Source organism: Marinilactibacillus piezotolerans (assembly GCF_900114235.1).
GTDB lineage: Bacteria > Bacillota > Bacilli > Lactobacillales > Carnobacteriaceae_A > Marinilactibacillus > Marinilactibacillus piezotolerans.
The window spans coordinates 1-5,353 of the sequence record NZ_FOSJ01000084.1 but is presented as its reverse complement, the minus strand read 5'-3'; the positions used below and the strand labels follow the sequence as shown (position 1 = coordinate 5,353).

5 protein-coding genes and 1 tRNA gene are annotated in these 5,353 nt (G+C 35.4%); 1 reads left to right on the top strand and 5 read right to left on the bottom strand.

The annotated features are described in order from the left end of the window. Window positions 1-245 (bottom strand): helix-turn-helix domain-containing protein (locus BM212_RS11865; protein ID WP_177206430.1); only part of this gene is annotated, 245 nt, incomplete at its 3' end. 167 nt (window positions 246-412) lie between these two features. On the opposite strand from BM212_RS11865, the gene BM212_RS11860 reads away from it, so the two are divergent. Then, window positions 413-486, top strand: a tRNA-Arg gene (locus BM212_RS11860). Window positions 487-721: 235 nt separating this feature from the next. On the opposite strand, the gene glnA (BM212_RS11855) is transcribed toward BM212_RS11860, so the two are convergent. The 4 genes from glnA (BM212_RS11855) to BM212_RS11840 all read right to left on the bottom strand — a co-directional run. Then, window positions 722-2,071, bottom strand: a complete 1,350-nt coding sequence (gene glnA / locus BM212_RS11855) for a type I glutamate--ammonia ligase (protein ID WP_232226962.1) — start codon at window positions 2,069-2,071, stop codon at window positions 722-724. Between the two features lie 309 nt (window positions 2,072-2,380). Beyond that, complete coding sequence (gene glnA, locus BM212_RS11850; protein WP_072694698.1) at window positions 2,381-3,721, bottom strand: type I glutamate--ammonia ligase; 1,341 nt, start codon at window positions 3,719-3,721, stop codon at window positions 2,381-2,383. Window positions 3,722-3,834: 113 nt separating this feature from the next. Then, the gene (locus BM212_RS11845) at window positions 3,835-4,992 is read right to left on the bottom strand and encodes an NAD(P)-dependent malic enzyme (RefSeq protein ID WP_232226868.1); all 1,158 of its coding nucleotides are present in this window, start codon (window positions 4,990-4,992) and stop codon (window positions 3,835-3,837) included. Between the two features lie 158 nt (window positions 4,993-5,150). After that, window positions 5,151-5,353, bottom strand: a 203-nt coding sequence (locus tag BM212_RS11840) for a transposase (protein WP_143744959.1), incomplete at its 5' end; no start/stop codon positions are given.

Below are 5,353 nucleotides of genomic sequence, written 5' to 3'. Positions count from 1 at the left end.
TTAGGCTTTATCTTAAAACTTTGATAGAGCTCGATCACTTGTCTTTTTGTTTCCTCTGGCACGGCGTGCCTAGCTGCTTTTCCTCTGTTGCCGTGTGAAAAAACAGCTTTTCCTCCTTCTTGATAGTCTTGAATCAATCTGTTAACTTGCCTCATCGAGAGCCCAAGTTCAACACAAGCTCTCTTTTTTTCCTTTCTTTTTTCTGCCACAGCTTTTATTACTTTATATTTCTTATCTTCATTCATCGTTAGTATTATCCTTTTCATGATTTTATTTTATCATTTTGGGACATTTTATGCTTCGACCTACTTAGGACATTATCACGTTCGAACGATATTTTGATTTATATTTTTAATAGAAGTATTGACTTTTCCTGGAGAACCTTATATAATATGTTCTGTTGCTGTTAATTGTTCTGATAGCTCAGCTGGATAGAGCATTCGCCTTCTAAGCGAACGGTCGGGGGTTCGAATCCCTCTCAGAACGTAATTAAGGTTTCATAATATGTTTTCAAGCCCGCAAAATGTTTTTTTAATATTCAAAGTATTTGTTAACTTTGAATATTATTGACTTTTATATAATTTTGCGATTTTTTTACAATAAGACTCAAGAACCACTTCTTTAAATAGAGGTGGTTCTTTTTTGCATCTTCTTAATTATAGAACCTACCAAAAAAGGATGCTATTCAGCATCCTTTCTCCCATCAGAGTATTAGTCTAGATTAATATAAGTGTAGATATTGTTCTTTTTCCCATTGGCTTACTGTCGCTTTATATTGATCCCATTCCAGTGTTTTTGTTGCTACAAAATTCTTAAAGATATGTTCGCCAAGTGCTTCGATGATTGTATCATCTTTTTTCAAGCTCTCTACTGCTTCTAACAAGTTCCCTGGTAAGGAATTGATACCTAGTGAATCCAGTTCAGCAGCATCCATTTCATAAATATTATCAGTTGTTGGTTCAGTTGCTTTTAAATCCCGTTTAATACCATCTAATCCAGCTTTTAACATAACAGCTAATGCTAGATAAGGATTTGTCATAGGATCAACTGAGCGTACCTCTAAACGAGTTGACATGCCTCTAGATTCTGGCACTCGGATCATTGGTGTTCTGTTTCTTCCTGACCATGCGATATAAACAGGTGCTTCATATCCAGGTACTAGTCGTTTGTATGAGTTAACAGTTGGGTTTGTAATTGCTGTAAATGCAGGTGCGTGATCCATAAGACCAGCTAAGAATTTATAAGCTGTTTCACTTAATTGTAAAGGTCCCTTTTCGTCAAAGAATGCATTGCCGTTTTCGTTGAATAAAGACATATTACAATGCATACCTGAACCATTGATACCAAAGATCGGTTTAGCCATGAATGTAGCGTGCAACCCATATTTTCTAGCTACTGTTTTAACAATTAGTTTGAACGTTTGAATGTTATCACAAGCTTCTACAGCATTGGCGTATTTCCAGTCAATTTCATGTTGTCCAGGTGCTACTTCGTGATGACTTGCTTCGATTTCAAATCCTAAGTCTTCTAGCTCAAGAACAATATCGCGACGGCAATTTTCTGCTAAGTCGTTAGGTGCAAGGTCAAAGTACCCACCATTATCATTTAAGTTTTCAGTTACTTCGTCATTTTCATTCAATTTGAATAAGAAGAATTCTGGTTCAGGTCCTAGGTTGAAATCAGTAAATCCTAATTCTTCTGCTTCTTTTAAAACACGTTTAAGATTTGTACGAGGATCTCCAGTAAATGGAGTTCCATCAGGATTCACGATATCACAAATCAAGCGAGCCACTTTTCCCTTTTTAGAAGAATCTGTTTCCCATGAGAAAACTAACCAAGTGTTGAAATCAGGTTTTAGATACATATCAGATTCTTGAATACGTACAAATCCTTCAATAGATGATCCATCAAACATCATTTCTCCATCTAGTACTTTATCTAATTGCGTGATAGGTACTTCAACGTTTTTAATAATTCCCAGAATATCTGTAAACATTAGTCGTAAAAATCGTACATTTTTTTCCTTCACTTGCTCTTTTATGTATTCTTTAGTGATTGCTGTCAATTTTATTTCCTCCTAGAATTGTCATACTGTTTTTTTAATTAATATTTCTTGCTTAATACTTATGAAGAATAGCATTGATGTTTTTATGAATCAACAGTTACTGAATATCTAAAAGTGTTTTGCTTATTTACTTTTATTAGTTAGGTAAAATTAATATTTAGGCTATATATATTAAGTAAAAACGAACTATACCACTTTTTTGAATATAAAAAAAGAGCTAGTTTGTAGAATCAGAAGTGATTATTTTAATAGTAACCACTTTTTCTAATTCTCTAAACTACTCTTTTAATTTGTTACTAAAATATTCCTTTCTTACTAGTACGTTTCAAAGTATCTAGTTGTTTCCCATTCTGAAACGGATAAAGAATACTCAAACCAATCTTGCTCTTTGGCAGAAACAAATCTTTCATAAATATGTTCTCCAAGAGCATCTTTGATTGTTTCATCTTGTTTCAAATATTGGACAGCTTCATAAAGACTTCTTGGGAGTGATTCAATATTATTTGCACTGCGTTCAATTTGATCCATATTATAAATATTCTGATTCACAGGATTCGGCGCCGTTTTAGCTTCGCTAATCCCCTTCATACCTGCTTTTATTAGTACAGAGAGCGCTAAATAAGGATTAGCACTAGGATCAACACTTCGTAATTCTACCCTTGTAGACATACCTCTTGAAGCTGGTACACGAACTAGCGGTGTACGGTTTGTTCCAGACCAGGCTACATATACTGGAGCTTCAAATCCAGGAGTCAATCGTTTGTATGAGTTTATGGTCGGGTTACAGATAGCCGTATAGGCTTGGGCATGATCCAATATTCCCGCAATAAACTGATAGGCTGAACGACTCAACTGCTGATCATCGTTTGCATCATAAAAAGCATTTCCTTCTTCGGTAAAAAGAGACATATTGAAATGCATTCCAGACCCATTAATGTCAGCGGCTGGCTTAGGCATGAAAGTCGCGTGTAATCCATGCTTACGAGCTACTGTCTTAACTATCAGCTTAAATGTCTGAATATTGTCACAGGCTTCTACTGCATCCGCATATTTCCAATCAATTTCATGCTGGCCTGGCGCTACCTCGTGATGACTTGCTTCGATCTCAAAACCTAGTGCTTCTAATTCTAAAACAATATCTCTACGGCAGTTTTCAGCAAGATCAGTAGGTGCTAAATCGAAATAGCCACCATTGTCATTTAATGTTTTACTTGGTTTCCCATTTTCATCTAATTTGAATAAAAAGAATTCTGGTTCAGGACCTAAGTTGAACTCTGTAAATCCAGCTGTTCTCATTTCTTCCAGTACACGTCTTAAGTTACTTCTTGGATCACCGGCAAATGGGGTTCCATCCGGATTATAAACATCACAGATAAATCGAGCGATACGTCCATTCACACTATCTAATTCCCAAGGAAAAATAAGCCATGTATCTAAGTCAGGATGAAGTTTCATATCACTTTGATCAATATCTACAAAGCCATCTATTGAAGACCCGTCAAAGGCAATTTCATTCTCCATCACTTTTTCTAATTGACTTACCGGAACTTCCACATTTTTGATGATTCCATCAATATCTGTAAACATCAGACGAAGAAAGCGAACCTCTTTTTCTTTAGCTTGATTTAATATTTCCTCTTTCGTTAAGGAGGACATTGTTCAACACACTTCCCTTTCGGTTTCTATATTTTAATCATCTATTAGGGTAAAGGTCATATAGGATTGTGTCAACAAATACGCTTATTCTCTAATCCAATTAACAGATTCAACTATTTTACAGCTTCCTTTACGCTTCTAGCAACAATTTCAGCAACTGAAGGGTTAAATACATCAGGAATAATGTTTTCTGTTGTCAATTCTTCTACCGGTATGACACTGGCAATTCCTTTAGCTGCAGCGAGCTGCATATCATCTGTAATATTTTTAGCTCGTGCATCCAAAGCACCTCTAAATATTCCAGGAAAAGCAAGTACATTATTGATCTGGTTCGGAAAATCGCTTCTTCCAGTTCCAACTATGAATGCTCCTCCTTCCTTAGCTTCTTTAGGATTGATTTCAGGTTCAGGATTTGCCATAGCAAAAATAATTGGTCGTTCATTCATAGTACTAATCCATCCTTTTTTTAGGACATTCGGCGCCGAAACACCTATAAAGATATCTGCAGATTCGACTGCTTTCTCTAAGTTTCCTTTTATTAATTTCTGATTTGTCTGTTCAGCTATCTCTTTATGTCGTTCAGCTAACGCTCTATCATCTTTAGAAATAATTCCCGCTTGATCAACTAATAATAAATTTTCAGCACCAGCTAGTATTAGTTTTTTAGTGATGGCTATTCCAGCTGCTCCTGCTCCATTTACAACAATTTTTACTTCATTGATCTTTTTCTCGGTCAGCTTCAAAGCATTATATATAGCCGCAAGAACAACTATGGCTGTTCCATGTTGATCATCATGAAAAACAGGAATGTCTAGAATGCTTTTTAATCTACTTTCGATTTCAAAACACCTTGGAGCACTAATGTCTTCTAGATTTATACCTCCAAAAGATGGAGAGATCGCTTTAACATGAGAGATAAACTCATCTACATCTTGTGTATCCAGAGAAATCGGGACAGCATCAACATCTGCAAATCTTTTAAATAAGGCTGCTTTTCCTTCCATAACTGGTATTGCTGCTTCAGGACCAATATTCCCCAACCCAAGGACAGCTGAACCATCAGTAATTACTGCCACCATGTTTCTTTTAGATGTATATGTATAAACGTCTTCTTTGTTGTCAGCGATAGCTGAACTGACTGCCGCTACTCCTGGAGTATAAGCTATAGCCAGATCTTTCATAGAATCTATTTTGACCTTAGAGCTAATTTCAATCTTGCCACCTAATTTTTCACTTATAGCAAGTGCTTCTTTTTTTATATCCATTATCATTTCTCCTATCTTATAGATAAAGTAATCCTTCTGAGCTCAGTATACGACAATAGAGAGATGAATTAAATAAATAAAAAAATAAAGGTTCTCTGTCAAACAACGTTGGTAAAGAATAAAGTCAAATAATAATAGATTTTGGAAGAGGATGTACAACGAGCTTACGCTGCTGTATGTTCTCTTTCTTTTTCTATCATTTTGATTTTATTTCTGATTGGTTTTAAATTGAAGTGCAGGATAATGCGATTTTTATAATGAATAAAGTTACCGTAACCATAGGCTACCCGGTTCAATACTTTGATCTTGTTATTGATTCCCTCTATCTTTCCATTGTTATAAGGATAATAGAAGGTGTTTTGGATAT

Coding starts and splice junctions, on each gene's coding strand:
- glnA (WP_072694698.1), bottom strand. CDS start 3,721: ATGTCCTCCTTAACGAAAGAGGAAATATTAAATCAAGCTAAAGAAAAA.
- BM212_RS11845 (WP_232226868.1), bottom strand. CDS start 4,992: ATGATAATGGATATAAAAAAAGAAGCACTTGCTATAAGTGAAAAATTA.